Origin of the sequence: Erwinia sp. 198, from assembly GCF_003937915.1 — a bacterium.
Classification (GTDB): Bacteria; Pseudomonadota; Gammaproteobacteria; order Enterobacterales; family Enterobacteriaceae; genus Erwinia; species Erwinia aeris.
The window spans coordinates 137233-164133 of the sequence record NZ_RHUM01000009.1; the positions used below are offsets into that span (position 1 = coordinate 137233).

General features: G+C 53.3%; 27 protein-coding genes, 1 tRNA gene, 1 pseudogene and 1 other annotated feature. Of the genes and pseudogenes, 20 read left to right on the plus strand and 9 right to left on the minus strand.

Annotation, left to right across the window (positions count from 1 at the left end):
• Window positions 1-105 precede the first annotated feature (105 nt).
• Entirely contained in the window at window positions 106-777 is a 672-nt protein-coding gene (hxpB, locus tag EGK14_RS14185) for a hexitol phosphatase HxpB (RefSeq protein ID WP_125289745.1), read from the minus strand.
• Window positions 778-942: 165 nt separating this feature from the next.
• On the opposite strand from hxpB, the gene EGK14_RS14190 reads away from it, so the two are divergent.
• Entirely contained in the window at window positions 943-1482 is a 540-nt protein-coding gene (locus tag EGK14_RS14190) for a YniB family protein (protein WP_125289746.1), read from the plus strand.
• Window positions 1483-1487: 5 nt separating this feature from the next.
• On the opposite strand, the gene EGK14_RS14195 is transcribed toward EGK14_RS14190, so the two are convergent.
• Both EGK14_RS14195 and ghoS read right to left on the minus strand, forming a co-directional pair.
• Complete coding sequence (locus tag EGK14_RS14195; protein ID WP_125289747.1) at window positions 1488-2381, minus strand: fructosamine kinase family protein; 894 nt, start codon at window positions 2379-2381, stop codon at window positions 1488-1490.
• Between the two features lie 110 nt (window positions 2382-2491).
• Window positions 2492-2785, minus strand: coding sequence for a type V toxin-antitoxin system endoribonuclease antitoxin GhoS (gene ghoS / locus EGK14_RS14200; RefSeq protein ID WP_125289748.1), 294 nt, complete (start codon window positions 2783-2785; stop codon window positions 2492-2494).
• Window positions 2786-3215: 430 nt separating this feature from the next.
• Between ghoS and EGK14_RS14205 the strand changes: the two genes are divergently transcribed.
• From EGK14_RS14205 to EGK14_RS21610, 4 genes and pseudogenes are all read left to right on the plus strand, one after another.
• Window positions 3216-3971, plus strand: coding sequence for a YdiY family protein (locus EGK14_RS14205; RefSeq protein ID WP_125289749.1), 756 nt, complete (start codon window positions 3216-3218; stop codon window positions 3969-3971).
• Between the two features lie 588 nt (window positions 3972-4559).
• A tRNA-OTHER gene (locus EGK14_RS14210) sits at window positions 4560-4632 on the plus strand.
• 83 nt (window positions 4633-4715) lie between these two features.
• Window positions 4716-5057: an anti-adapter protein IraP gene (iraP, locus tag EGK14_RS14215; protein WP_125289750.1), complete on the plus strand. Its 342-nt coding sequence runs from the start codon at window positions 4716-4718 to the stop codon at window positions 5055-5057.
• Window positions 5058-5383: 326 nt separating this feature from the next.
• Window positions 5384-5862, plus strand: a pseudogene (locus EGK14_RS21610) (transposase); the annotation flags it as partial.
• A 182-nt stretch (window positions 5863-6044) separates the two neighbouring features.
• On the opposite strand, the gene EGK14_RS14225 reads toward EGK14_RS21610, so the two are convergent.
• The 3 genes from EGK14_RS14225 to ycgZ all read right to left on the minus strand — a co-directional run bounded on the left by EGK14_RS14225 (window position 6045) and on the right by ycgZ (window position 6903).
• Window positions 6045-6299, minus strand: coding sequence for a biofilm development regulator YmgB/AriR family protein (locus EGK14_RS14225; RefSeq protein ID WP_125289752.1), 255 nt, complete (start codon window positions 6297-6299; stop codon window positions 6045-6047).
• Window positions 6300-6311: 12 nt separating this feature from the next.
• Entirely contained in the window at window positions 6312-6584 is a 273-nt protein-coding gene (locus EGK14_RS14230) for a hypothetical protein (protein ID WP_125289753.1), read from the minus strand.
• Between the two features lie 79 nt (window positions 6585-6663).
• Window positions 6664-6903: a regulatory protein YcgZ gene (gene ycgZ, locus EGK14_RS14235; protein WP_125289754.1), complete on the minus strand. Its 240-nt coding sequence runs from the start codon at window positions 6901-6903 to the stop codon at window positions 6664-6666.
• 997 nt (window positions 6904-7900) lie between these two features.
• Between ycgZ and EGK14_RS14240 the strand changes: the two genes are divergently transcribed.
• On the plus strand, window positions 7901-8101 hold the full coding sequence (locus EGK14_RS14240; RefSeq protein ID WP_125289755.1) for a hypothetical protein: 201 nt from the start codon (window positions 7901-7903) through the stop codon (window positions 8099-8101).
• A gap of 52 nt (window positions 8102-8153) precedes the next feature.
• Here the strand turns inward: EGK14_RS14240 and EGK14_RS14245 are convergent, their stop codons facing one another.
• Window positions 8154-8519: a DUF6404 family protein gene (locus EGK14_RS14245; protein WP_125289756.1), complete on the minus strand. Its 366-nt coding sequence runs from the start codon at window positions 8517-8519 to the stop codon at window positions 8154-8156.
• A 687-nt stretch (window positions 8520-9206) separates the two neighbouring features.
• Between EGK14_RS14245 and thrS the strand changes: the two genes are divergently transcribed.
• The 13 genes from thrS to EGK14_RS14315 all read left to right on the plus strand — a co-directional run bounded on the left by thrS (window position 9207) and on the right by EGK14_RS14315 (window position 21875).
• Window positions 9207-11135 (plus strand): threonine--tRNA ligase, encoded by a 1929-nt coding sequence (thrS, locus tag EGK14_RS14250; protein ID WP_125289757.1) that lies wholly within the window; start codon window positions 9207-9209, stop codon window positions 11133-11135.
• A 3-nt stretch (window positions 11136-11138) separates the two neighbouring features.
• The gene (gene infC / locus EGK14_RS14255; RefSeq protein ID WP_125289758.1) at window positions 11139-11690 is read left to right on the plus strand and encodes a translation initiation factor IF-3; all 552 of its coding nucleotides are present in this window, start codon (window positions 11139-11141) and stop codon (window positions 11688-11690) included.
• A 92-nt stretch (window positions 11691-11782) separates the two neighbouring features.
• Window positions 11783-11980 (plus strand): 50S ribosomal protein L35, encoded by a 198-nt coding sequence (gene rpmI / locus EGK14_RS14260; RefSeq protein WP_010275699.1) that lies wholly within the window; start codon window positions 11783-11785, stop codon window positions 11978-11980.
• Window positions 11981-12021: 41 nt separating this feature from the next.
• Complete coding sequence (gene rplT / locus EGK14_RS14265; RefSeq protein WP_016169860.1) at window positions 12022-12378, plus strand: 50S ribosomal protein L20; 357 nt, start codon at window positions 12022-12024, stop codon at window positions 12376-12378.
• A 107-nt stretch (window positions 12379-12485) separates the two neighbouring features.
• Window positions 12486-12610, plus strand: a sequence feature (Phe leader region).
• Window positions 12611-12690: 80 nt separating this feature from the next.
• Window positions 12691-13674 carry a phenylalanine--tRNA ligase subunit alpha gene (gene pheS / locus EGK14_RS14275; RefSeq protein WP_125289759.1) on the plus strand — a complete coding sequence of 328 codons (984 nt, stop codon included), beginning with the start codon at window positions 12691-12693 and terminating at the stop codon, window positions 13672-13674.
• A gap of 15 nt (window positions 13675-13689) precedes the next feature.
• The gene (gene pheT / locus EGK14_RS14280; protein WP_125289760.1) at window positions 13690-16077 is read left to right on the plus strand and encodes a phenylalanine--tRNA ligase subunit beta; all 2388 of its coding nucleotides are present in this window, start codon (window positions 13690-13692) and stop codon (window positions 16075-16077) included.
• 4 nt (window positions 16078-16081) lie between these two features.
• Window positions 16082-16381: an integration host factor subunit alpha gene (gene ihfA, locus EGK14_RS14285; RefSeq protein ID WP_004157378.1), complete on the plus strand. Its 300-nt coding sequence runs from the start codon at window positions 16082-16084 to the stop codon at window positions 16379-16381.
• A gap of 90 nt (window positions 16382-16471) precedes the next feature.
• Window positions 16472-17455, plus strand: a complete 984-nt coding sequence (btuC, locus tag EGK14_RS14290; RefSeq protein ID WP_125289761.1) for a vitamin B12 ABC transporter permease BtuC — start codon at window positions 16472-16474, stop codon at window positions 17453-17455.
• 40 nt (window positions 17456-17495) lie between these two features.
• Window positions 17496-18041: a glutathione peroxidase gene (locus tag EGK14_RS14295; RefSeq protein WP_125289762.1), complete on the plus strand. Its 546-nt coding sequence runs from the start codon at window positions 17496-17498 to the stop codon at window positions 18039-18041.
• Window positions 18042-18776, plus strand: coding sequence for a vitamin B12 ABC transporter ATP-binding protein BtuD (gene btuD / locus EGK14_RS14300; protein WP_125289763.1), 735 nt, complete (start codon window positions 18042-18044; stop codon window positions 18774-18776).
• Between the two features lie 30 nt (window positions 18777-18806).
• Window positions 18807-19265 (plus strand): C40 family peptidase, encoded by a 459-nt coding sequence (locus tag EGK14_RS14305; protein ID WP_125289764.1) that lies wholly within the window; start codon window positions 18807-18809, stop codon window positions 19263-19265.
• A 328-nt stretch (window positions 19266-19593) separates the two neighbouring features.
• Window positions 19594-20334: an EAL domain-containing protein gene (locus EGK14_RS14310; RefSeq protein WP_125289765.1), complete on the plus strand. Its 741-nt coding sequence runs from the start codon at window positions 19594-19596 to the stop codon at window positions 20332-20334.
• A gap of 101 nt (window positions 20335-20435) precedes the next feature.
• Window positions 20436-21875: a protein adenylyltransferase SelO gene (locus tag EGK14_RS14315; protein ID WP_125289766.1), complete on the plus strand. Its 1440-nt coding sequence runs from the start codon at window positions 20436-20438 to the stop codon at window positions 21873-21875.
• A 123-nt stretch (window positions 21876-21998) separates the two neighbouring features.
• Here EGK14_RS14315 and EGK14_RS14320 read toward each other — a convergent pair whose 3' ends face one another.
• Together EGK14_RS14320 and EGK14_RS14325 are read right to left on the minus strand one after the other, a co-directional pair.
• Window positions 21999-23045, minus strand: coding sequence for a 3-deoxy-7-phosphoheptulonate synthase (locus tag EGK14_RS14320; protein ID WP_125289767.1), 1047 nt, complete (start codon window positions 23043-23045; stop codon window positions 21999-22001).
• Between the two features lie 164 nt (window positions 23046-23209).
• Window positions 23210-24040, minus strand: coding sequence for a pyruvate, water dikinase regulatory protein (locus tag EGK14_RS14325; RefSeq protein WP_125289768.1), 831 nt, complete (start codon window positions 24038-24040; stop codon window positions 23210-23212).
• A 467-nt stretch (window positions 24041-24507) separates the two neighbouring features.
• Between EGK14_RS14325 and ppsA the strand changes: the two genes are divergently transcribed.
• On the plus strand, window positions 24508-26889 hold the full coding sequence (gene ppsA, locus EGK14_RS14330; protein ID WP_125289769.1) for a phosphoenolpyruvate synthase: 2382 nt from the start codon (window positions 24508-24510) through the stop codon (window positions 26887-26889).
• The last annotated feature ends 12 nt before the right edge of the window (window positions 26890-26901 follow it).

Genomic DNA, 26901 nt, shown 5'->3' on the forward strand with positions numbered 1-26901 from the left:
ATTAACATTCAGCGGCCGGGAAACCGCAGGGTTAACATTTCATTCTGCGCAAAGAAGCCGTACCGCCCGGCCAGTTTACGGCAGGGCGGAAAGCGTGCACTCATGTTACTTGCCAAGCAGATGCTTGCTGCCCAGCCCGGTGAGCGAGGTCAGTTTGGCGTCGGCCAGCGCCCAGCGCGCATCATCGGCATAGATAGCCGCAGGCACCACGATTGAGCGCATCCTCGCGGCTTTAGTCGCAATCATACCGTTCACGGAGTCTTCCAGCGTAACGCAGTTAAGCGGATCGATGCCAAGACGGGCGGCCGCGTCCAGATAGACCTGCGGATGCGGTTTGCTGTACGGCAGCGATTCTGCCGAGGCCAGCACTTCGAAATAGTGGCGCAGGCCGAACATCGCCAGCACCTTTTCCTGCATAAAAAGCGGCGAGGCGGAAGCCAGCCCAATTTTCAGCCCTTCCGCCTGGCACAGTTTCAGCGCCAGCTCCACGCCGGGCAGCAGCGGCCGCGCCTCCTCGATCAACGTCAGCGCGCGGGTAAGAATACGCTGCGTTACTTCCTCCTGCGACGGCCCGATCCAGGGTAGCGTTTCATACCACATGCGCACAACCTGATCGATGCGCAGGCCTACCGTATCCGGCATCTCGCTTCTGCGGGAAAGATCGACATCCAGCGTAGCGAAAACGTCCAGCTCCGCACGTTCCCATAGCGGTTCAGAATCAATTAGTAACCCATCCATATCAAAAATTGCGGCTAGCACTGGGCGTGAATAAGACATAATGCGGCTCCGTCAGCAGTTTTCTGACACCTTAACATGAAGTTAACAGCCAGAGCATCGCGGACGTTAATTTGCCTTTCCTCTTACCGGCAACACTTTTTTCAGGCAGATTTTGCCAGGCGAGGGTAAACTTACAGCCCTCACAGCATAAGGACAGGAGAAAGCATGACTTATCAACAGGCTGGAAGAGTCGCGATATTGAAGCGGATCGCCGGCTGGATTATCTTTATTCCCGCGCTGATTTCCACGCTGGTTTCACTGATGCGTTTTCTTGAAGTGAGTCGTGAAAAGCGCGAAGGGATCAATGCGGTAATGCAGGATTTTTCTCACGTGATGATCGATATGATCCGCTTCAATACCGGCTTTTTAAACGCCTTTTGGCATAATTCACCGGTGCCGGATTTTAATCAGGGCGGCAACTGGCTGTTCTGGCTGATCTATATACTGATTTTCGTCGGGCTGGCGCTACAGGCCTCCGGCGCCAGAATGTGGCGACAGTCCCGGCATCTGCGTGAAGGCATTGAGGATCAGATGATCCTGGAAAAGGCAAAAGGTGAAGAAGGGCGCAGCCGCCAGCAGCTGGAAGAAAAAATCGTGGTGCCGCGACACACCATTCTTCTGCAGTTTTTTCCGCTGTACGTGTTGCCCATCCTGATAGCTGTCGCGGGCTATTTTGTGCTTAAGCTGGCAGGCTTTATCAGCTGACGGCTCTACGCCGGCCGGGCAAACTGTTTGCCCGCCTCCGCCTGGTCCAGCAGGGTGCCAACCGCCCGCTGGGCTTCCTTCAGCCATTCGCCGCCGAAAACGTTTGCCCGATTAAGCAGATAGTAGAGCTGATAAACCGGTTGACGCTGCTGGTAATCGCGAGGTAGCGGCCATACCGACTCATAGCCCGCCATAATCTCCTGCGGCAGCTCCGGAAACCAGGGCAGCATCGCCAGATCGCACTCTCTGTCGCCCCAGTAACAGGCCGGATCGAACACGCAGGGCCCTTCAGCCGCCGTCGCGCAGTTTGCCGGCCAGAGATCGCCATGCAGCAACGAAGGCTGAGGATGATGCGAGTCGAGCACCTCTCTGGCGCAGCGCACGATCAGATCGATATCGCCATACTGCACGCCTTTTTCCTCCGCGAGCTGAAGCTGCCAGCCGATACGCTGCTCGGCAAAAAAGACCGACCAGCGTTTGAGCCAGCTGTTAGGCTGCGGCGACGTTTTGATATTGTTATCGAAATCCAGACCGAACTGCGGCTGATCGCTCCACTGGTGAAGGCGCGCCAGCTGTTGGCCAAGCTGATGGGCGCTTTGCGCATGGAGCGGCGAAAGGGGAAGATACTCCAGCAGTAAAAAGCTGACGTCCCGATCGCAACCTACGCCGTAGACATCCGGCACGCGGATGGCGCCGGTACGCTTCAAAAGCTGAAGCTGATCGGCTTCCCAGGTAAAAAGATCGAGCATCTCACGGCCGTTACATTTAACAAAAACGTCGCGATCGCCGTAGCGGATGCGCCACGCCGGATGCACATCGCCTCCTGGCAACGCTGTACGCTGGCTGATTTCAGCATCACCTGACTGCTCACTCAACAGACGACCAATGGCTGACCACATAGCGGTTTCCTCTTTTTCGCTGTGACTTGCTGCGGGACATGCTGATACTAACGCTTAAATAATAGACAAAACCAGTGTTTACGTAATGAACAACGTATTTTTACAAAACGCTAGTTTCCGCTTTTCTGCTGAAACGCTTCCCAGCGCTGCACTTCCACCTCCGGCTTTTCGCCCAGCACGATTTCACCCAGGTTGATTGCCTGTTCGCGTATCTGCTCTGCGTTCAGCGCGCTGACGATGCCGAAACTGTTTGTGCCCAGCTCGTGCGGGTGGCCTTCCTTGTCGTGCAGTGAGGTGGTAAAACCGCCGTTGGCGAGAGCGCTGTTCAGTTCCAGGACATCGCTAAGCCCTTCATCTTTAAAACGGAAAGTGACGACATATTGCTCAATATCAGACGAAACCATGATGAACTCCTTTGTTTATCTTCTTCTTTTTAGCATAGTTCATCATCGCTTTTTATCAGCCCGCTATCGGGCTTAACGCTTGTGGAAGCTGTTTTAGCGAGCAGATAAAGCTTCAGGCGGCCGAAAAATCCTGACAGGACGTTCATATTCAGCAATAAAACAGCGAGGTTACATTACTACGTAACATGCAATGATTTGACATATTTATGTCTACCGAAAGTCAGGCTGGCAAAGTACATGCAAGGAAAAGCGGGCTACGCAGGGAGACGCTGGTAAGAATACTCCCATTTAGCGTCGGGGGAGCCTGATCCATAAGCATTCGAAAGGGTTTAACAAAATGTTACTATTCTTTCAATAAAAGAGATTGAACGCCCGGTAAAACTCTTCAGACTCATCTCTTTTCAATTCTCAGTGGTATGGATCTTATTTAATGAAAGCGCTTAACAAGTTGTCGGCAGTTCTTTTACTTTCCGGCGGAGTATTTTGTCATCAGGCACTGGCGGACAACAATGTTTTTACCGTCATGGACGATCCCTCTACGGCCAAAAAGAACTTTGAAGGCAATGCGGCGGCGGGTTACCTTGCTCAGACCGGTAACACTACCAGCTCCTCGCTGACGGCCAGCACCAATATGACCTGGTATCAGAACCAAATGGCCTACAGCCTGTGGGGCAACGCCAGCAACACTTCTTCCAACGATGAGCGTTCTTCTGAAACCTACCAGGTTGGCGGCCGTTCGCGTTATAACCTGAATCCGTCCGATTACCTGTTTGGCCAGGCCAGCTGGTTAAGCGATCGTTTCAACGGCTACGATGGCCGCTCTATTCTGGCTGCCGGTTACGGTCGTCAGATCCTGAACGGCCCGGTGCATTCGCTGCGTCTGGAAGCCGGTCCAGGCGTACGCTATGACGATTACCACGATGGCGGTCATGAAACCCAGGCGCTGGCTTACGGCGCGGCCAGCTACCAGTGGCAGCTGACCGACACCACTAAGTTTATCCAGGGCGTTTCCGTACTGGGTAGCGATGACACCACGGTGAACTCCGAAACCGGTTTGCAGGTGGCGATTAACTCCCACTTCTCGCTGAAGATGGCCTATAACGTGACCTGGAACCAGAACCCGCCGTCATCCGCGCCGGATAAAACCGATACCAAAACCACTATCCAGCTTTCTTACGCTATGTAAAAAGCCTGCCGGGCCACGTTTCTGTGGCCCGCTTAGCCGCTGCTTCCGGCTCGTCACGTTTGCAGAAAGAGTACATCCATTAAGCAACTCTCCGCTGGCTTGCTGCCCACGCCAGCCGCTCTGCAGGCAGCCGCGGTAGCTGACTCCTGAACTCTGGTAAAAAAATGTCCCGATGGTCAGGCCGGGGCGGTGCGTTTTAGATGAGAAAATGCAGCTGTAAGTTTTAGCAACGGCTCAGGCGTTTTTTCCCCAGAATGTTGGCGTGGTCTGACCTGCTCATGAAAATTTGCGTTAACTACCGCTTACGCTTGCCGTTATTTCAGGAGCTGCCATGATTGACACTCATGCAAATTTGCACGGCCAAAACGGGAATATTTATGTGCCGTATAGAATTTAAATGCCCTTACTGTGGGGCAAAAAAATTTATTTTTACCACCAACAGTAAAAAGGAAAATACTGGTCATGGGGCTATTTGCTGCGGCTGTGGGAGGCGGGCAACTCCCCGTTGCGTCCTCCTCAAAAGTCAGCCTCAACGCGCTGTTTAATAAATAATATCATGTGGCCTGGCGACGTCTTACCCATAACAAAACGGGCGTGGTATAACGGTATTACGCCAGCCAACAGGCTGTTGATGCAGGTTCAAGTCCTGCTGCCCGTTCCATTCTTATACTCCTGTTTTAAGATTATTTTATCTTGCGACAGCAGGCCAGTAGCGTAAAATCCCTCTTTTGCAAGGGGGTAGGTATGAAAAATGTTGTTCTAAGCATGCTGGCTAAAATTTCAAAAATAGACGCTGAAACCAAGCAGCTTACGGCCCGCGTGGAAGCGCAGTCGCTATTGATTAGCGCTCTTGTATTGGCCGTCAGTAAACAGGGTGGCGTAACAGAGATGATCGAAAGCGCGAACAAAGCTATCAACACAGTGATTGAGTCCGCTGACTCCGATGATGTTCTCAAATCTGATGCGGCCATCCTGCTGACGGAACTGCAAGAGTTACTCACCATATCAAGAGCTGTAGATCGGGCCGAACCTGAAATAAATCACGAAGGACTCAACGAAATTACTGGTCTTTCCACAACTTCTTAAACCAGCCCATACCGAAATCGCTTCTGCCATAGTAGTTTGCATGGGCGATTTCCTTATTGGGCGGGTCACATATCTGTACCGGCTTGCAAACCAGCAATGATATACAGGCGTAAAAAAGCCCGTATGCACAGCCTGGGATTATTAAGCGCCTGCTTTTAGCCACTTCAGGCGAGGTGCGCCCACCATATCTCTACAGCGAGATCCCTTGTATCCTTAAATTACCGCTACAGTGATTTGAGAACAAATGGACAGTATGCTTTCCAGGTCGGCAGTAGATGCCTGTGTAAGTATCCGCATAATCGTGCCATCCACATTTAGAGTTCTTCCTGCATTTATTTTGCCAACGAAGGAGAACGCGCAAAGTTCGTTTTAGTAAGCATCAAATCATCACGGTAATTAAGTTAGTTGAAGCCGGACAAACAGTGAAAGCTGTCTGCGACCAGGCCGGCTCTCTGCAGCCAGGTATTACAACCGGGAGTCTGAATACGGTGGAATGGAAGCATCTGGTATTAAAAAGATAAAGGCTGTCGAGGAGGAGAACCGACGGCTCAGGCAGATTTTTGCCGTCCTCAGTGTTGAGGATCGGGCACTGAAAGATATTATCGAAAAAAGCTTTGAAACCAGCCAGGGCAAACAGCGTCTGTCGGCAGGTAACGCATTGCCGCTGCCCACATCTGAAGCGCTAAATCAGGGCTGCTCTGTTTATGCATGAGGCGCTGATTTGCGGTCGTCGCTTTCGTTCAACGTCGTCGATGATTTTTATCGTGAGGTTTTACCGATCGAAACAGACCTGAATCTGCCGGCCTGACAAGGGATTCAGCCCGTTGGCATACTGCTTGCGTCCGGATTTCTGTATATAAAAACAGCTAAGCGGGGAAGGCACAGGGCAGGCTATGGCGATATCGGGAAGGCATACAGACAGGGTATCAAAATCAACCGGCAGGGCTGCCACAGGTTCACTAAGATAACTTTTATGCAGACGTTGGGTTACTCAGGGGTATCCTTCAGTCCTGTAAGCATTTCCAGACAGCTGCGAAGGATATCTGTCCTTACCACATCATTCGCACTTTCCATCTCAGCAACAAGATAAAAAAGGATAGATTTGCGGGAAACTGAACCCGAATTTTTCAGGGCGAATCTGATCGCTTCATTAAACACTAATTTTTCTTCTTCATATTTTTCGCAAAATTCCTGAAGATGATAGTCTAGTGTAAGAGTGTTATCTGACAACATTTGCTGCATCTGTTCCGGCCTTTATGTTTTATTTATATTAACGCTGTCGTTGGCGGCTGGCATTATTTCTCTGTTACCTGAACGGCGAATGTTATTGATATTTATTTCTTTTTTTACATTTTGAATAGCCAGCATAGCCGCGCAAATCTTTTCATTGCTTAATTCGTTATGAAGAAAAATTTCAAGTTTAGTCAGTATTGCATACCATGAAACAGAGGATTTCTCCCTTAATTGAGAAAGTACCGCTTCACCAATGATTACTTCACTAAGCCTTTCATATTTGTCTTTTTGCATTTTCGCTCCCTGAATGTTGTATGCCGTCAGTAATGCCTGTCAATGCGTCTTGCTAAAGAGCCAGCCCGGAAAGTTGCCTCTATTCGCAAAACAGAAGTCCAATCAGCTCCTGAAGATGCATCTCTTCTTCCACTGAAGTAGCGGTATCAATACGTGCCAACAGTTGCATACACAGGGCTTTACGGTTCAGGGTACGGCCTGAACGGAGTATCTCTAATGCGACTGAACCCAGTGTCTCTTGCTGTGAAGGAAGGGCTGCACGAGCGAAAAATGCTGAAACAGAGGTGCTCATATTGGTTGTGCGTAGGGCCTGTTGCATCAGGAACTCCATTGTATTTTAAGTAAACAGCGAGTTGCCGCTTAAGTTATACAAAATGATCAAAGCTGTACAGGTTTATTTTTTCCAAAAAAAGTCAGCCTGCTGTTTCAATGCTTCCCCTGCTGCTTTAGAGAAACAGCGGGGAAAGAAGGACGCTCCGGGGGGAGATTATTGGAAGCTGACTAAGTAAAAAGCCGCATACATTTGAATACGCCGCTGATACCTCCGGCATCAGTTGCTTTGCATGTTGAATGAGATAAACCGAGCTACGCCGTGGATCTGTCCCTAAACCAGTACCAGGCAACGAGTTTTGCTATGGGCTGTTCAGCGAGCAGGGGATCGGCAAGATGATAGGGCGTGCGACGATCGGGCTGGAGGACACCATACCGGATGACATGCTGAACCGTGGCGTCGTGGCGCTGCAGGTGATGAAATTCAGGATGACCGATTGCCGTTCCAACTGTTCAATCCTGATAAGGGAGACTTCTGACCATGGCACTAAGCGCAGGTTTATTTCCTCAATACAGGAAAATAACAATATAAAAAGCTGCACCTACCGGGGTATGAAAGCAGATAGATTGTAAAAAAGGCCCGCAGGGGGGTAACTGCGGGCAAAAGTAAGAGATATATCGATATTTGTTTGTTTTTCGTACAGTTTGATTCTATCCCTGTATACAATTTAATTTTATGTTGTGGATCATTATTCCCCGCACTTAACATCAGCCGTAAGAAATTTACTAAGCATGCACGAGAGTGACCGTTGGCTGGGAACCGCCTTACCAGACGGTAGCTTGATAGCGGAGGAAATGCTGAATTATGGTGCTGTAAGTGATGAAATTGGGGGGCGCTCAATTGCCGTTCCAGCTGGTCAATCCTGATTACAGGGCTTCAGGAGGATTTTTTCCCCGGCACAAAGGTATAAAATTCCGTGTTCCTTCCGAAAATCCACTAAGTTATTATCAGGAACCTGGTTTTTTAGAGGACAGCAAGGTTAAAAATGAACGTCAGGGACACTGAAGAGATGGCGGATGTGGAGTGGGCTATTGGCTCAGCCGTACGTCGCCTGCTTGCCCGTAATGCGGAAATAATTCCAACAAATATTCTTGCAGAGTTAACCGTACTAACCACCTCTCATAACCCGGGTGAAATAGAAAAAATAACAAAAGCCATCGCCTGGATCCGAGCTCGTATCAATTAAAAAGCCCACGGGAGGCAGTGGGCTAAGCAGTAACTGGCAGGAGCAGCACGGGCTAGATCTCACTCCATGCCGGAAGATGATTGGCTTTTCCCCGCCATACTTCCAGGGCCGACATGAAAAGGCCAGCTGCTATCCCAACAGTGACGATGGTCACTAACGCCGAAAAGAGATGCTCTTGCTCTCCCTTCCAAAAGACGAACCACATTACGATGCCCCAAAACGTAGTGTTTACGCTTGTCATGCACAGGAAGTTCGTCCAAAAACGGCTAAGAGGAGGCGGAGCAACATTGATGCCTATTTTCCATAAAAACAGGTGACACGGGGGAGCATAGAGGCATTCCCACATCCCTTTTTGTTTCATAATGGCGAAAGCGCGATTTTTTTTGCGTTCAAAGGCAAGGTTCTTTTTCATCGTCATAAACCCACATAATTCCCCAGGTTATTTAAGGGTAGTTCATGAGAGGGAAATGATTCTCTTTTTAAGACTTATTACAAAGTCATTAACAATTGGCCCACGGCCTCGTTATAGAGAAAGAAAAAAGCCCGCAGGGGAAGCGGGCAAGTGAATGAACCACTTATGATGAACGTGGCCTACGGTACAGTATTATTAATATATTTATGTGATGAAACTCACATGCTTCAGGCAACAGGTCAGACCAGGAGAAATCCTGACATACGGAAAAAAGCAATTTTCAGCCAAAAAAAGCCCGCCGAAAGCTACGGGAAAAGTGGTAGCGGATGTTGTTTTTTGTAGCTTGTAGAGTAAAGGCTCAGGCCAACCGGGTATTGATTCTTATCGAGCCACAGCACGACAGAGGAGGCGACCCGGGCCTGAGATAGTGCTGAATATTTTTTGAGGGTACGATGCGACCGGCCGAAAACCCAACGTTTCATAGCTTACCGTGCAATTTGTTACCATGGAGTGTAAGATACTATCCCATCGGAAGTTTATACGAATTAGTCACTTTCGAACATGTATACCAGGTTGTGTGCCAAATTAGCAAATGTGAGCTAATGATAAGATGCAACTTACTAATTTATAAATGAAAAATGACTTTTGTATGTAGCCTTGCGTATGGGTTACCACTGCAGCTAAGGATGTATCATGCCTGTAATTACACTTCCTGATGGAAGTCAGCGTACCTTCGATCACGCCGTTAGCGTGATGGAGATTGCTCAGGACATCGGTCCGGGCCTGGCGAAAGCCTGTATCGCAGGTCGCGTAAACGGCGAGCTGGTGGATGCGGTCGATCCGATCGCGGAAGACGCGAACGTCGCCATCATTACCGCTAAAGATGAAGCCGGGCTGGAAATTATTCGCCACTCCTGTGCGCACCTGTTGGGACACGCGATCAAGCAGCTGTGGCCAGATACCAAAATGGCAATCGGCCCGGTTATCGACAACGGTTTTTACTACGATGTCGATATGGATCATACCCTGACCCAGGAAGATATTGAGCTGCTGGAAAAGCGTATGCACCAGCTGGCCGAAACGAATTATAACGTCGTTAAGAAAAAGGTGAGCTGGCAGGAGGCGCGTGACGCTTTTGCTGCCCGTGGCGAAACCTATAAGATAACTATTCTTGACGAAAATATCAGTCACGACGACCGTCCGGGCCTCTATCATCACGAAGAGTACGTGGATATGTGTCGTGGCCCGCACGTGCCTAACATGCGCTTCTGCCATCACTTTAAGCTGCAGAAAATCTCCGGCGCCTACTGGCGCGGCGACAGCAATAACAAAATGCTGCAGCGTATCTACGGCACTGCCTGGGCGGATAAAAAGCAGCTGTCTGCTTATTTGCAACGCCTGGAAGAAGCGGCCAGGCGCGACCACCGTAAAATCGGTAAACAGCTTGACCTGTATCATATGCAGGAAGAAGCGCCGGGCATGGTGTTCTGGCACAATGACGGCTGGACGATTTTCCGCGAGCTGGAAGTTTTCGTCCGCAGCAAACTAACTGAGTATAACTACCAGGAAGTGAAAGGTCCGCTGATGATGGACCGCGTGCTGTGGGAGAAAACCGGCCACTGGGAAAACTATAAAGAAGCAATGTTCACCACCTCTTCGGAGAACCGTGAATACTGCATCAAGCCAATGAATTGCCCTGGTCACGTGCAAATTTTCAATCAGGGTCTAAAATCTTACCGCGACCTGCCGCTGCGTATGGCGGAATTTGGTAGCTGCCATCGCAACGAACCATCTGGCGCGCTGCATGGCCTGATGCGCGTACGCGGCTTCACCCAGGACGACGCGCATATCTTCTGCACGGAAGAACAGGTGCGCGCTGAAGTGAACAGCTGCATCCGTATGGTGTACGACATGTACAGCACCTTCGGTTTTGAAAAAATCGTGGTGAAACTGTCAACCCGTCCGGTTAAGCGCATCGGTAGTGACGAACAGTGGGATCGTGCAGAAGCCGATCTGGCTGCCGCGCTGAAAGAGAACGCTATCCCGTTCGAGTATCAGCCGGGCGAGGGCGCATTTTACGGCCCTAAAATTGAGTTCACCCTGTATGACTGTCTGGATCGCGCATGGCAGTGCGGCACCGTTCAGCTGGACTTCTCGCTGCCGGGCCGCCTGAGCGCCTCCTACGTGGGTGAAAATAATGAACGTCAGGTGCCGGTGATGATCCACCGCGCTATCCTGGGTTCTGTGGAGCGCTTTATCGGTATTTTAACCGAAGAGTACGCCGGTTTCTTCCCGACCTGGCTGGCTCCTGTACAAGTAGTGGTGATGAATATCACCGATGGCCAGTCCGAATATGTTGCAGAATTGACCCAAAAACTTCAGAATGCGGGCATTCGTGTAAAAGCGGACTTGAGAAACGAGAAGATTGGCTTTAAAATCCGCGAGCACACGTTACGTCGTGTCCCCTATATGTTGGTCTGTGGTGATAAAGAGGTGGAAGCAGGCAAGGTTGCCGTTCGCACCCGCCGTGGTAAAGACCTGGGCAGCATGGACGTAAACGAAGCGATCGCGAAGCTGCAGGATGAAATCCGCAGTCGCAATCTTCATCAACTGGAGGAATAAGGTATTAAAGGCGGAAAACGAGTTCAACCGGCGCGTCCTAATCGCATTAACAAAGAAATCCGCGCCACCGAGGTTCGTCTGACTGGCGTCGATGGCGAGCAGATTGGTATTGTCAGTCTGAATGAGGCTTTAGAAAAAGCAGAGGAAGCAGGCGTTGATTTAGTTGAAATCAGCCCTAACGCCGAGCCGCCCGTTTGCCGTATCATGGATTACGGCAAGTTCCTTTACGAGAAAAGCAAATCTTCTAAAGAACAGAAGAAAAAGCAAAAAATTATCCAGGTTAAGGAAATTAAATTCCGTCCTGGTACCGATGATGGCGACTATCAGGTAAAACTACGCAACCTGATTCGCTTTCTGGAAGAGGGTGATAAAGCTAAAATCACGCTGCGTTTCCGCGGTCGTGAGATGGCGCACCAGCAGATCGGTATGGAAATGCTTAACCGCGTCCGTAAAGATCTGTGTGAAGACATGGATCTGGCGATTGTCGAATCCTTCCCTTCGAAGATCGAAGGTCGTCAGATGATCATGGTGCTCGCTCCTAAGAAGAAACAGTAGGCCATAAAGCAGCAGCGGTTCGGCGGCTCGCCGTCAATCGCTGTTCGCCTGCCTGTTTTATTTTATTAACAATGCGAAGTGGATGTTTTTAAATGCCAAAGATTAAAACTGTACGTGGCGCGGCTAAGCGCTTCAAGAAGACCGCCTCTGGCGGCTTCAAGCGTAAGCACGCAAACCTGCGTCATATTCTGACCAAAAAATCTACTAAGCGTAAGCGTCACCTGCGTCCGAAAGGCCTGGTGTCTAAAGGCGATCTGGGTCTGGTTATTGCCTGCCTGCCGTACGCATAAGTCTATTTTTTTTAATTCAGAATATTAAACAGGAGAGCTAAATGGCTCGTGTAAAACGTGGTGTAGTTGCTCGCGCACGTCACAAAAAAATCTTAAAACAAGCTAAAGGCTACTACGGTGCACGTTCACGTGTATACCGCGTTGCTTTCCAGGCTGTTATCAAAGCTGGTCAGTATGCTTACCGTGACCGTCGTCAGCGTAAGCGTCAGTTCCGTCAGCTGTGGATCGCGCGTATCAACGCAGCGGCACGCACTAACGGTATTTCTTACAGCCGTTTCATTAATGGCCTGAAAAAGGCTTCAATTGAAATCGACCGTAAGATCCTGGCTGACATCGCCGTATTCGACAAAGTGGCATTCACTGCCCTGGTCGAAAAAGCGAAATCAGCTCTGGCGTAAGTCAGGTGAAAGAGGGAGCTTGCTCCCTCTTTTATTTTGTAACCGCAGCAAAAGATTGACATTTTTGTCCATGCGTTTTTCAATAGAGCCTCTTTTGACGACCAGGCAACGCATTATGACCGCGAATTTCCGTTTCTTTTTTTACTTTAGCACCTGAACATCGGGGGCTTGTGCGCAAAGAAAAGAAACGAAAAATCGCGCTGAAAGCCTCCCTCGTGGAGGCTTTTTTGTTTCTGGCGCGGCAGATCCAGGGCGCCTCGTCGTCCCCATAAAAAAACAGACCGGCCACGGCGGCTGGAAGAAGAGGAAAGCATGTCACATCTCGCAGAACTGGTGGCGAACGCGCAAGCGGCCATTAAGAATGCACACGATGTTGCCGCGTTAGATACGGTACGCGTTGAATATCTGGGCAAAAAAGGGCAGCTGACGCTGCAGATGACCACGCTGCGCGACCTGCCTGCCGAAGATCGTCCGGCAGCGGGCGCGGTGATCAACGAGGCCAAACAGCAGGTGCAGGAAGCGCTGACCGCGCGCAAAAACGAGCTGGAGTCGGCGGAGCTGAACGCTCGCCTGGCGCAGGAGACCATCGATGTCTCGCTGCCGGGACGCCGTATCGAAAACGGCGGTCTGCATCCGGTGACCCGCACCATCGATCGTATCGAGACATTTTTTGGCGAGCTGGGTTTTGCCGTGGAAACCGGCCCGGAGATCGAAGACGACTACCATAACTTTGACGCATTGAATATTCCGGGACACCACCCGGCGCGCGCCGATCACGACACTTTCTGGTTCGACGCCACGCGCCTGCTGCGCACCCAGACTTCCGGCGTGCAGATCCGCACCATGAAAAACCAGCAGCCGCCGATCCGCGTAATCGCACCGGGTCGCGTCTACCGTAACGATTACGACCAGACCCATACGCCGATGTTCCACCAGATGGAAGGCCTGATTGTGGATAAAAACATCAGCTTTACCAATCTGAAAGGCACGCTGCACGATTTCCTGCGCAACTTCTTTGAAGAAGATCTCCAGATCCGCTTCCGTCCTTCCTACTTCCCGTTCACCGAGCCTTCTGCGGAAGTGGACGTGATGGGCAAAAACGGCAAGTGGCTGGAAGTGCTGGGCTGCGGCATGGTGCATCCGAACGTATTGCGCAACGTTGGCATCGATCCGGAAGTCTATTCCGGCTTCGCCTTCGGGATGGGTATGGAGCGTCTGACCATGTTGCGCTATGGCGTGACCGATCTGCGCGCCTTCTTCGAAAATGATTTACGTTTCCTCAAACAGTTTAAATAAGAGCGGGTAAAACCTATGAAATTCAGCGAACTCTGGTTACGTGAGTGGGTTAACCCAGCCATCGACAGCGCAGCGCTCAGCGAACAGATCACCATGGCCGGTCTGGAAGTGGACGGCGTGGAAGCGGTAGCCGGTGCTTTTCACGGCGTGGTGGTGGGCGAAGTAGTAGAGTGCGGACAGCACCCGAACGCCGACAAACTGCGCGTCACCAAAATTAACGTGGGCGGCGACCGCCTGCTGGATATCGTCTGCGGCGCGCCAAACTGCCGTCAGGGCCTGAAGGTGGCCGTGGCGACGGTGGGCGCGGTGCTGCCGGGCGATTTTAAAATCAAAGCGGCCAAACTGCGCGGCGAGCCTTCGGAAGGGATGCTCTGCTCTTATTCCGAACTGGGGATTTCCGACGATCACAACGGCATCATCGAACTGCCGCTGGACGCGACCGTCGGCACCGATATTCGTGACTATCTCAAGCTTGACGACAACACCATTGAAATCAGCGTGACGCCAAACCGTGCGGACTGCCTGGGCATTATCGGCATTGCGCGTGATGTTGCCGTGCTGAACAAGCTGCCGTTAAGCGAGCCGACTATTGAACCGGTTGCCGCTACGATTACAGAAACCTTCCCGATCCGCGTGGATGCGGTTGACGCCTGCCCACGCTATCTGGGACGCGTGATCAAGGGCATTAACGTCAAGTCCGCCACGCCGCTGTGGATGAAAGAGAAGCTGCGGCGCTGCGGCATTCGCTCTATCGATCCGGTAGTGGATATCACCAACTATGTGCTGCTTGAGCTGGGCCAGCCGATGCACGCTTTCGATCTCGATCGCGTAGACGGCGGGATTGTGGTGCGCATGGCGGAAGAGGGTGAAGCGCTGACGCTGCTGGACGGTGCGGAAGTTAAGCTAAACGCGGATACAGTCGTTATTGCCGATCACCACAAAGCGCTGGCAATGGGCGGCATCTTTGGCGGCGAACATTCCGGCGTTAACGAAGAAACCACCAACGTGCTCTTCGAATGCGCTTTCTTCAGCCCGCTTTCTGTCACCGGCCGCGCGCGTCGCCATGGCCTGCACACCGATGCTTCCCATCGTTACGAGCGCGGCGTCGATCCACAGCTGCAATATAAAGCGCTGGAGCGGGCAACGCGTCTGCTGCTTGATATCTGCGGCGGCGAGGCCGGGCCGGTCATCGATCAAACCAACGAGGCGACGCTGCCTGCGCGCGCGACTATCACGCTGCGCCGCGAGAAGCTGGATCGCCTGATTGGCCACGTCATCGCCGACAACGAGGTCAGCGATATTCTGCGTCGTTTAGGCTGTGACGTCACGGAGGGCGAAGGCGTCTGGCAGGCCGTGGCGCCGGCCTGGCGTTTCGATATGCAGATTGAGGAAGATCTGGTCGAAGAAGTAGCGCGCGTTTACGGCTACAACAATATTCCTGACGTGCCGGTGCAGGCGGGTCTGGTAATGACCTCGCACCGTGAAGCGAACCTGTCGCTGAAGCGGGTAAAAGCGATGCTGGTGGATAAAGGCTATCAGGAAGCGATTACCTATAGCTTTGTCGATCCTAAAGTGCAGACGTTACTGCATCCGGGCGAGGAAAACCTGGTACTACCAAGCCCGATTTCCGTTGAGATGTCGGCAATGCGGCTCTCGCTGTGGACGGGCCTGCTCTCTGCCGTGGTCTACAACCAGAATCGCCAGCAGAGCCGCGTACGCCTGTTTGAAAGCGGTCTGCGCTTTGTGCCTGATACACAGGCAAACCTGGGGATCCGGCAGGACGTTATGCTGGCGGGCGTTATCAGCGGCGCGCGTTATGAAGAACACTGGGATCTGGCGCGTCAGGCAGTTGACTTCTATGATTTAAAAGGTGATTTGGAGTCCGTCCTCGATTTGACCGGTAAACTGGCCGATATCCAGTTCCGGGCTGAAGCGCATCCGGCCCTGCACCCGGGACAGAGCGCCGGCATTTATTTGCAGGAACAGCGTATCGGTTATCTGGGCGTGGTTCATCCGGAACTTGAGCGGAAACTGGATCTTAACGGCCGTACCGTGGTCTTCGAACTGGAGTGGGATAAGGTGTCAGACCGCGTCCTGCCTGAGGCGAGCGAGATTTCACGTTTCCCGGCAAACCGTCGTGATATCGCCGTTCTGGTGGCGGAAAACGTGCCCGCAGCAGATATTATCGCCGAATGTAAGAAAGTTGGCGTAAATCAGGTAGTTGGCGTAAACTTGTTTGATGTGTACCGCGGTAAGGGTGTTAATGAAGGTTTTAAGAGCCTTGCTATCAGCCTGATTTTGCAAGATACCGGCCGGACACTCGAAGAAGAGGAGATCGCTGCAACCGTCGCCAAATGTGTTGCGGCGTTAAAAGAGCGATTCCAGGCAACCTTGAGGGATTGAACCTATGGCGCTTACAAAAGCTGAGATGTCTGAATACCTGTTTGAAAAGCTGGGGCTTAGCAAACGGGATGCCAAAGAGCTGGTAGAGCTGTTTTTTGAAGAGGTACGTCGCGCTTTAGAAAACGGCGAGCAGGTAAAACTGTCAGGATTTGGTAACTTCGACCTTCGCGACAAAAATCAACGTCCGGGACGTAATCCTAAAACGGGCGAGGATATTCCGATTACGGCGCGTCGCGTGGTGACTTTCCGGCCGGGGCAGAAGCTCAAAAGCCGGGTTGAGAACGCTACGCCGAAAGAAGACTGACCAGTGCTCTGCAAAAGGCCGCTTACGCGGCCTTTTTTATCGCTGAATTTCCGCTAACCCTGCCCGTTTTCATTAGCCAGGCCTGGATTTATGACTCTGCTTTCTCAACGGATTGCGCTGGCCCGTCGACATCAGCGCCGCTGGCTCTGCATCCTGAGCATTTTCTGCGTGTTGGTTTTTCTGTTTAGCCTCTGCGCCGGCGATCGCTGGCTTTTTCCGCAAAGCTGGTTCAGCGGTGAAAACCGGCTGTTTGTCTGGCAGCTGCGGCTACCGCGTTCCCTGGCGGTGCTGCTGGTCGGCGCGGCGCTGGCCGTGACCGGCGCGGTGATGCAGGCGCTGTTTGAAAATCCGCTGGCGGAGCCGGGACTGCTTGGCGTCGCCAACGGCTCGGGCCTTGGGCTGGTGCTGGGGATTTTTAGCGGCGTGACCGGGCTGTGGACGCTAAGCTTTTTCGCCATTGCAGGCGCGCTGTTGATTACCGCTATCCTGCTGCGTTTTTCCCGCCGCTCGCTTTCCACCAGCCGCCTGTTGCTGGCAGGCGTGGCCTTAGGCATTATCTGTAGCGCGGGTATGACGTGGCTGGTCTATTTCAGCGCCAGCCTGGATCTGCGCCAGCTAATGTACTGGATGATGGGCGGCTTTAGCGGCGTGGACTGGCGCTACGGCGGGCTGATGCTGGCGCTGCTGCCGGTGCTGCTGTGGCTATGCCGCCAGTGGCGCGTGCTGAATTTGCTGGCGCTGGGCGAGGTTTCCGCCCGCCAGCTCGGCCTGCCGCTGTTGCTGTGGCGCAATATGCTGGTGCTGGCGTCAGGCTGGCTGATTGGCGTCAGCGTGGCGCTGGCCGGGGCGATCGGCTTTGTTGGCCTGGTCATTCCGCATATTTTGCGGCTGAACAACCTGAGCGATCATCGTATGCTGTTGCCGGCCTGCGCGCTGGCGGGCGGCGGCATACTGTTGGCGGCCGATATCCTGGCCCGTATCGCCATCGCCTCAGCGGAGCTGCCGATTGGCGTAGTGACGGCTACGCTGGGCGCGCCGGTTTTTATCTGGCTGTTATTACGTAACCGGGCCTGACCCGTGGCCCGCTTTTTCTCTACTGAAACAGGAAAAACCAATGAGTATTTATGATACAGAACTGGTGACGCTGGATGGCGAACCGACGACGCTGGCGCAGTGGCAGGGCAAAGTGCTGCTGATCGTTAATGTCGCCTCTAAGTGCGGCCTGACGCCGCAATATGAGCAGTTGGAAAATATTCACAAAGCCTGGCAGGATCGAGGTTTTGCCGTACTTGGCTTCCCCTGCAACGCGTTTCTGGAGCAGGAGCCGGGCAGCAACGAAGAGATTAAAACGTTTTGCAGCACCACCTATGGCGTAACCTTCCCGATGTTCAGTAAAATCGAGGTCAACGGCCCGGAGCGGCATCCGCTCTATCGCCAACTAATTGCGGCAAGGCCGGAAGCGGTAGCGCCGGAAAATAGCGGTTTCCTGGAGCGTATGAGCAGTAAAGGACGCGCGCCAAAAGCGCCGGGCGACATTTTATGGAACTTCGAAAAGTTCCTGGTTGGGCGCGACGGCACGGTAGTACAGCGTTTCTCGCCGGATATGACGCCGGAAGATCCTATTGTGATGGAAAGTATCAAAGCGGCACTGGCAAAATAAATGCTGTTGCAGTGTGAGGGCGTTGCGGTCCCGCAGCGCCTCGCGCCCTTTACCGCCAGCGTTGATAAGGGCGAGCTGATCCATTTGCTTGGCCCTAACGGGGCGGGTAAAAGCTCCTTACTGGCGGCGCTGGCGGGATTGTTGCCGGCGGAAGGGCGCATTGTTTTCAGCGGTACGCCGCTGTCTGGCTGGAACGGCTATGCGCTGGCCCGCCGTCGCGCTTACCTGGCCCAGCAGCAGCGGCCGCCCGGCAGTATGCCGGTATGGCACTACCTTAAGCAGCATCAGCTGGCGGACGAGAGCGATCGGATACTGATAACCCTTTGCGAAACTTTTCAGCTGGCGGATAAACTGGCTCGCTCGCTCAGCCGCCTTTCCGGCGGAGAATGGCAGCGGGTGCGCCTGGTGGCGGTGCTCTGTCAGACCGCGCAGCCGGAAGGGCAGCTGCTGCTGCTGGACGAGCCGTTAACCGGTTTGGATCTGGCACAGCAGGCCGCGTTCGATCGCTGCGTGGCCGAAAGGGTAGCAGAAGGCCTGACGATTATCATGAGCGGGCACGACATTAATCATTCGCTACATCACGCCCGGCGCGTCTGGCTGCTGCAAGAGGGGGTTTTGCTGAGGCAGGGCGCAACGGAAGAGGTGTTACAGCCGGAAACGCTGTCGGCGGTGTATCACGTGCCTTTCAGAAAAATAGATGTAGAAGGACAATCGCTGTTGACCACGCTGTTTTAAACCAGCGGCAATAAATAAAGGGAATCTGTTATGCGCTACCTGGTCTTATTACTGGCTATCCTGCTGGCGGGCTGTAGCAGCCATGCCCCGCCGCCGAACGGCCATCTCTCCGATTCCATTATGGTTATCGCCCGACTGAACGAACAGCTCAGGGAGTGGCGCGGCACGCCCTATCGCTACGGCGGCATGGGACGCAGAGGCGTTGACTGCTCCGGGTTCGTTTATCTGACCTTTCGCGATCGCTTTGATTTGCAGCTGCCGCGTACGACGCTTGCGCAAACGAAAACGGGAACGCGCATCGGTAAAAAGGATCTGTTGCCTGGCGATTTGCTGTTTTTTAAAACCGGCGCGGGGGAAAATGGTTTGCACGTCGGCATTTATGATACTGACGACCAGTTTATCCATGCTTCTACCAGCCAGGGCGTAATCCGATCGTCGCTGAATAACGTCTACTGGAAAAAAGTTTTCTGGCAGGCGAGGCGGATTTAATTAATATAGCCTGCTAATGAATTTCAGAAAAGGCTTATCTATCCGCTGGTTAACTTTTATGGCTATAATAAACCCGGCGGGTTGGTTTAGCAGCTTATTGCACCAGGCTTAACCAGTCCGTTAAAAGTGATTTCCCGTGTCGGATTTTGTAAAGGTAGTTTAAAGAAATGCGTTACGGAGATTTCTCAGCACGAAACTATGATTTAATAGTAAAGCATTTTTCTTGCTGAATATGTGATAGCTTAACCCGCTATGGGTTTTTATCCTGGCCGATGTACGACAGGCGTATTAATGCGCCGTACAGCGGCTGCATCATGGCTGAATAAAAATGAATATCCATCTGGAAGCGGATTATAAAAGTCACACAGCTTTTAACCCGATCTACCGTTTCGGCGGACAGCTTATCGCCGTCGAATTGCTCACGCATTTTTCCCACAGTACCGCTAACGTCGCCATCCCTCAGGAACTTTTACTACCACAGCTCAATACAGATCAGCGTATTCTTTTATTACAGAATCAGATCAACTGCATTGAACGGCACGCCGATTTTTTTAGCCAGGAAAGAGTCAAGGTCACGCTGAAAATAGACGAGCTGCTGGCACAAACCATCCTTGATAGCGAGTTTCTGAGCCGCAAGCTGGACGCGCTTGCGTGGCTGGAGCTGGAAATTAGCGAAAGCTTCACCGACTTAAAGCTGGGGAAAGATCATCCCGGCCTGATGGCGCTCAGTGAAAGGTTTGATTTAAGCCTGGCGAATTACGGCGCAGGGAAAGCGCCTTCAAAAGCAGTGTACGACAATCTCTTTTCCCGTATTAAGCTGGATAAAGGCTTTATTCAGCATAATATTAACCGGATCTCTTTTCAGCCCTTTATCAGCACGCTGCTGGAGCACATTAAACCTCACTGTCAGCAGGTTATTGTCCAGGGCGTGGACGATATTAGCGGCCTGGAAAAAGTCAGCCGCTATCAGTTCGACGGTATTCAAAGCGCGCTGTTTTCGCCGGTAAGGGGAGAGTTGCTTTCCTCGCTGACTGTGCCGCCCAAAGAGCTGACAGGCGAAGCGCTGTAATATCCCTTTACTCTCTCCGTGTTTACCGCAGCGTATGAGGTTTACACTTAAAGCTGATACCGAATGCGCATCAGGGCGTCGGTAAACAGTAAGGGGAGCGTATGCATTTTAACAATAGCTGGCATGACGAGCTGGCGGGATTTTATACCGCCCTCAACCCTACGCCGCTGAAAAACCCACGTCTGCTTTATCATAGCGCGCCGCTCGCGCACGAGCTGGGGCTGGACGAAAGCTGGTTCACCGCCGATAAAACCGCTATCTGGAGCGGCGCGCAGCTGCTACCGGGCATGCAGCCTCTGGCGCAGGTGTACAGCGGACACCAGTTTGGCGTCTGGGCAGGACAGCTGGGCGACGGGCGCGGTATCCTGCTGGGCGAGCAGCAGCTGGACGACGGCCGTAAAATGGACTGGCACCTGAAGGGCGCGGGTCTGACGCCATATTCACGTATGGGCGACGGACGCGCCGTGCTGCGCTCTTCACTGCGCGAATTTCTTGCCTCCGAAGCGATGCATCACCTCGGTATTCCTACATCCCGCGCGCTGACGGTCGTCACCAGCGATGAGCCTGTGCAACGGGAAACCACCGAGCGCGGCGCCATGCTGCTGCGCGTTGCGGAAAGCCACGCCCGCTTTGGCCACTTCGAGCACTTCTTTTACGCGCAGCAGCCGGAAAAGGTCCGCCAGCTGGCTGACTATTTAATCCGTCATCACTGGCCGCATTTGCAGGAGGAGCAGGATCGCTACCTGCTCTGGTTCCGTGATGTGGTCAGGCGCACGGCCAGGCTAATTGCCCAGTGGCAGAGCGTCGGATTTGCGCATGGCGTAATGAATACCGATAACATGTCGGTATTAGGGATAACGCTGGACTACGGCCCGTACGGTTTCCTGGACGACTACAAACCGGATTTTATCTGCAATCATTCGGACTATCAGGGGCGCTACAGCTTCGATAATCAGCCGGTGGTGGGGCTGTGGAACCTGAACAGGCTGGCGCACGCGCTTTCCGGACTGCTGGATGCCGCCCAGCTGAAGCAGGCGCTGGCGGAATACGAGCCGGAGCTGATGCAATGCTGGGGAGACAGGATGCGCGCGAAGCTTGGCCTGCTGACGCAGGATAAAGACGATAACAACATTCTGACCGGGCTGCTGTCGCTGATGACCAAAGAGGGCAGCGACTATACGCTGACTTTCCGCATGCTGTGCGATACCGAGCAGCAGCAGTCTCGTTCGCCGCTGCGGGATGAATTTATCGATCGTGAAGCCTTTGACAGCTGGTACAACATTTACCGTCAGCGGTTATTGCAGGAAGAGAGCGACGACGCCCTACGCCAGCAAAAGATGAAGCAGGTTAACCCGGCCGTGGTATTAAGGAACTATCTCGCCCAGCAGGCGATTGAACGGGCCGGGCAGGATGACGTCAGCGTGCTGGCCAGGCTGCACCAGGCATTGATCAGGCCTTTTGATGATGCGCCGGAGTTTGCCGATTTGATGCGGCGTCCGCCAGACTGGGGTAAAAAGCTGGAGGTCAGCTGTTCGAGCTAAAGCAGGCTTGACCGAGGGGGATTAAACGGGCCTGATGCAGGCTTCAACGAGGGTAGTAAAGCGGCAGGCAGGGTGCGCCAGCGCCGCCATGCGCATGGCGTCCTGCCTGCCTGCAGGCCTGTCTTAGCGCCTTGCTTTCACCGCCTCGGCCAGCTGTGCTAACACCTCTTCGCTGTCATCCCAGCCCAGGCAGGGGTCGGTAATCGACTGGCCATAGACCAGCGGCGTGCCGGTCTGCACTTTCTGGGTGCCTTCCTTCAGGAAACTTTCAATCATTACCCCGGCAATGGCCGACGAACCGTCACGGATCTGCTGCGCTACGGACGCGGCGACCTCTTTTTGCAGGCGATGCTGTTTCAGGCAGTTGCCGTGGCTGAAATCAATAACCAGCCGTTCCGGCAGCCTGTGTTCACGCAGGCTGGCGGCAGCGGCGGCGACATCTTCCGCATGATAGTTCGGCCGTTTACCGCCGCGCATAATGATGTGGCCGGAAGGGTTGCCGCTGGTCTGGTAAATGGTCATCTGTCCGTGCTTGTCCGGCGACAGGAACATATGGCTGGCGCGGGCAGCGCGTATCGCATCGACGGCAATCTGAATATTACCGTCCGTGCCGTTTTTAAAGCCAACCGGGCAGGAGAGGGCGGAAGCCATTTCGCGGTGGATTTGGCTTTCTGTGGTACGCGCGCCGATAGCTCCCCAGCTGATGAGATCTGCCAGGAACTGACCCACCACCATATCCAGGAATTCGGTGGCCGTAGGCATACCCAGCCGGTTGATCTCCAGCAGCAGCTCGCGCGCTACGGCCAGGCCATGATTCACCCGGAAACTGCCGTCAAGATCGGGATCGGAAATCAGGCCTTTCCAGCCCACCACGGTGCGCGGCTTTTCAAAATAGGCGCGCATCACGATTTCCAGCTCGGCGGCGTGGCGCTGGCGCAGCGCGTTAAGCTTCGCTGCATAGGCCAGCGCGGCGTCGGGATCGTGGAGCGAGCAGGGACCGATCACCACCAGCAGGCGGCGATCTTCGCCGGACAAAATCCGGGCAATACGCTGACGGGAGGCGGTCACGTTCGCGGCGATATCAGGCGTGATCGGGAAACGCTGCGCCAGTTCGTCAGGCGTAATCAGGCTCTCGATGCGCGCGGTCCGCAGTTCATCTGTCTTGTTCATAGTTGTCCAAAAATTTTTTTCTTCGCAGCGGCGGGAATACCGGGAAGTGATGGCGATCACAATAAACCCGACGCGGCGTAAATTTCAACCCGAAACGCCGGACAGAACGGCGCAACGGGATAAATATCACTTTTTCAGACGCGGAATCAAAAAATGTCTGCGCCTCAGTACATTCGACGCGTCAGGCCCATGATATCTAAAATTTTCGTGGCAATTTCCTCAACGGAATAATTGGTACTGTTGAGGTAACGGATCTGATGGGTACGAAACAGGGCCTCCACCTCCCCGACTTCCAGCCGACATTGCCGCATGGACGCGTAACGGGTATTTTCCGCCCGCTCCTGGCGGATCGCGGCCAGCCGCTCGGGATCGATGGTTAAGCCAAACAGCTTGTTCTGGAAAGGCCGCAGCGCGGGCGGCAGCTTAAGGTTATCCATATCGTCGGCGATAAAGGGATAATTGGCGGCGCGGATGCCAAACTGCATGGCCAGATAGAGGCTGGTCGGCGTCTTGCCGCAGCGCGATACGCCCAGCAGGATCACCTGCGCCTCCTCCAACCCGCGCAGCGAGATACCATCGTCGTGCGCCAGGGTATAGTCGATGGCGGCGATGCGCGCGTCGTACTTGCCCAGGTTGTTAGCCGTCAGACCGTGCGTGCGGTTAGCGACCGGCGCGGGCGCTATGCCCAGCTCCTGCTGAAGCGGCGCCACCAGCGACTGGACGATGTCCTGACAAAAGCCCTCGCTTTGCAAAATAATTTCCCGGATTTCCGGCGTGACCACGGAAATAAACACCAGCGGGCGCAGGCCGCTTTTTTGCCAGATAGCGTTAATCTGCGCTTTGACCGCCTGCGCCCGCTGCACGTTTTCCACAAAGGGCAGCGTCACGCTGTTAATGTTGACAGGAAACTGCGAAAGCACCGCGTGACCGAGTACCTCAGCGGTAATGGCCGTTCCGTCAGAAATATAAAATACGCTGCGTTCGTTGCTGTCCATTTTTCGATCCCTAAGAAACTGAGTGGCTGAGTAAATTAAACTACAGTCTTATGGCTATTAGTGCCAGCTGATGAAATTAAATTAAATTTTCACTTATAATTATAATGAACTTTTTGTTTTCCTTAAAAGAAAGGCGTAGCTGGAAAAGAGAATTAATGAAATAACGTTCCTGTTTATCATGCGTAAAAAGCGCTATTTTTCTGGAAAACATTCTAAAAGGGAATCCAGACAGCCTGCGGCATCCTTGCTTTTCCCCTCTAAGTTATAAAATTAAAATAAGTTTATTTATCATGGTGTTATTTATTATTTTATTGCCATAAATAAGATTTCCATTGGCGGAATAGTCTTAAATATTTCCTTTTAGTCAGCTTGAACGATTCAACAGTTTCTTTCCCTACACGGAATGTGCCAGGCTCAAAAACGCACGATGCTATTTCCATTAATTCATTCACAAAAGGATTGCTTCAATGTCCAATCAAGGCGCACTGCCGTTTGTGCTCTGGTATAACCAGCTTGGCATGAACGATGTTGATCGGGTGGGCGGCAAAAATGCCTCTCTGGGTGAAATGATCACTAACTTGTCATCGCTAGGCGTTTCCGTTCCCAACGGTTTTGCCACTACGGCCGATGCATTCAATCAGTTCCTCGATCAGAGCGGCGTCAGTGAGCGCATCCATACGCTGTTGGACAAAACCGATATTGATGACGTGGACGAGCTGGCGAAAGCGGGTAAACAGATCCGCGAGTGGATTGTGGAAACGCCTTTTCAGCCAGAGCTGGAACAGGCTATCCGTGAAGCCTATCAGCAGCTATCCGCTGACGACGCCGACGCTTCGTTCGCCGTGCGCTCATCCGCTACGGCCGAAGATATGCCGGATGCCTCTTTCGCCGGCCAGCAGGAAACTTTTCTGAACGTACAGGGCTTCGACGCCGTGCTGGTGGCGGTGAAGCATGTTTACGCCTCGCTGTTTAACGACAGGGCGATCTCTTATCGCGTGCATCAGGGTTACGATCACCGCGGCGTTGCCCTGTCGGCTGGCGTACAGCGGATGGTGCGCTCCGATGCCGGCGCCGCTGGCGTAATGTTTACCATTGATACCGAATCTGGCTTCGATCAGGTGGTATTTATTACCTCCGCTTATGGTCTGGGCGAGATGGTGGTTCAGGGCGCGGTTAACCCGGACGAATTTTATGTGCATAAGCCGACGCTGGCGGCGGGGCGTCCCGCTATCGTGCGTCGCAACATGGGCTCGAAAAAAATCCGTATGGTCTACGCCGATTCGCAGGCGCACGGCGAGCAGGTGAAGATCGAAGACGTGCCGGAAGCGGAGCGTGACCGTTTCAGCCTCACCAGCGAAGAAGTGGAAGCGCTGGCGGCGCAGGCAGTGCAGATTGAAAAACATTATCAGCGGCCAATGGATATTGAATGGGCGAAGGATGGCCACACCGGTAAGCTGTTTATCGTGCAGGCGCGTCCGGAAACCGTGCGCTCCAACGGCCAGGTGATGGAGCGGTATACGCTACAGGGGAAAGGCGCTGTAGTAGTGGAAGGGCGTGCTATTGGTCACCGCATCGGCGCGGGCGAAGTCAAAGTAATCCACGATATCAGCGAGATGAGCCGCATCGCCAAAGGCGACGTGCTGGTCACTGATATGACCGATCCCGACTGGGAGCCGATTATGAAGAAAGCGTCGGCCATCGTCACCAACCGTGGCGGGCGCACCTGCCATGCCGCTATTATTGCCCGCGAGCTGGGAATTCCTGCCGTGGTCGGCTGCGGCAACGCTACTGAGCTTCTGAAGGACGGCCATAAGGTCACCGTCTCCTGCGCAGAAGGCGATACCGGCTATGTTTACGACGATCTGCTCGACTTTGAGGTAAAAAGCTCTCAGGTTGATGAAATGCCCGCGCTGCCGCTGAAAATCATGATGAACGTGGGCAACCCCGATCGCGCCTTCGACTTCGCCTGTCTGCCTAATGAGGGCGTAGGGCTGGCGAGGCTGGAATTTATTATTAACCGCATGATCGGCGTGCATCCTAAAGCGCTGCTTGAGTTCGACCGTCAGACGCCGGAATTGCAGCAGCAGATCCGCGGCATGATGAAAGGCTTTGACGATCCGGTAGAGTTCTATATTGCCCGCCTGACGGAAGGCATCGCCACGCTGGGCGCTGCTTTCTCGCCAAAAAGGGTGATTGTGCGCCTGTCGGACTTTAAAACCAATGAGTACGCTAATCTGGTCGGCGGCGAACACTATGAGCCGGAAGAAGAGAACCCCATGCTGGGCTTCCGTGGCGCGGGCCGCTACGTGGCCGACAGCTTCCGCGACTGCTTTGCGCTTGAGTGCGAGGCCGTCAAACGCGTGCGCAATGAAATGGGGCTGACCAACGTCGAAGTGATGGTGCCGTTCGTGCGTACCGTAGCGCAGGCGAAAGCGGTGGTGGAAGAGCTGGCGCGCCAGGGTCTGAAGCGTGGCGAGAACGGATTAAAAATCATCATGATGTGCGAAATCCCTTCTAACGCCCTGCTGGCGGACGAGTTTCTGCAATACTTCGACGGGTTTTCTATCGGCTCAAATGATATGACGCAGCTGACGCTGGGGCTGGACAGGGATTCCGGCGTGGTATCAGAACTGTTCGATGAGCGTAACGATGCGGTGAAGGCGCTGTTGTCGATGGCGATCCGCTCGGCGAAAAAAGCCGGAAAGTACGTGGGCATTTGCGGCCAGGGTCCTTCCGATCACGAAGATTTTGCCGCATGGCTGATGGAAGAGGGTATTGACAGCCTGTCGCTCAATCCGGACACGGTTGTACAGACCTGGTTAAGCCTGGCAGAATTGCCTGAAGCGTAGCGATTCATTACC